Consider the following 316-nt stretch of genomic DNA (forward strand, 5'->3'; position numbering starts at 1 on the left):
TATAAGTTCCGGCATTGGTTTGTCCGTTATTCTCATATTTCACTGTCGCACCCTCAGGCAAACCAGTAATGAAAATATCTTTTGAAGTTCCATCGTAGGTGAATGTTTCACTTTCGAAGGTCACTCCTATGATTTCGGCATTTGTAATAATTAAACTCACTTGCTCAGAAGCAGCTTCATAATTACTGGTTGCTTCAGCTGAAATAGTAACAGGATAAGTTCCTGCAGCGGTATTTCCTTGTGCCGGAGCATAAGCCAACTCAGTTTCAGAATGGTTTAGCGTTGCTGCAATATCCTTAACAGTACCATCATAAGT

At 40.2% G+C, this 316-nt stretch carries 1 protein-coding gene; it reads right to left on the reverse strand.

Translation table 11 applies throughout. From position 1 onward, the window contains the following. A partial coding sequence (locus B4F31_RS17390; RefSeq protein WP_286761838.1) for a hypothetical protein occupies positions 1–316 on the reverse strand: 316 nt, incomplete at both ends.

It is taken from the genome of Salegentibacter sp. UBA1130, assembly GCF_002311535.1.
Taxonomy (GTDB): domain Bacteria; phylum Bacteroidota; class Bacteroidia; order Flavobacteriales; family Flavobacteriaceae; genus Salegentibacter; species Salegentibacter agarivorans.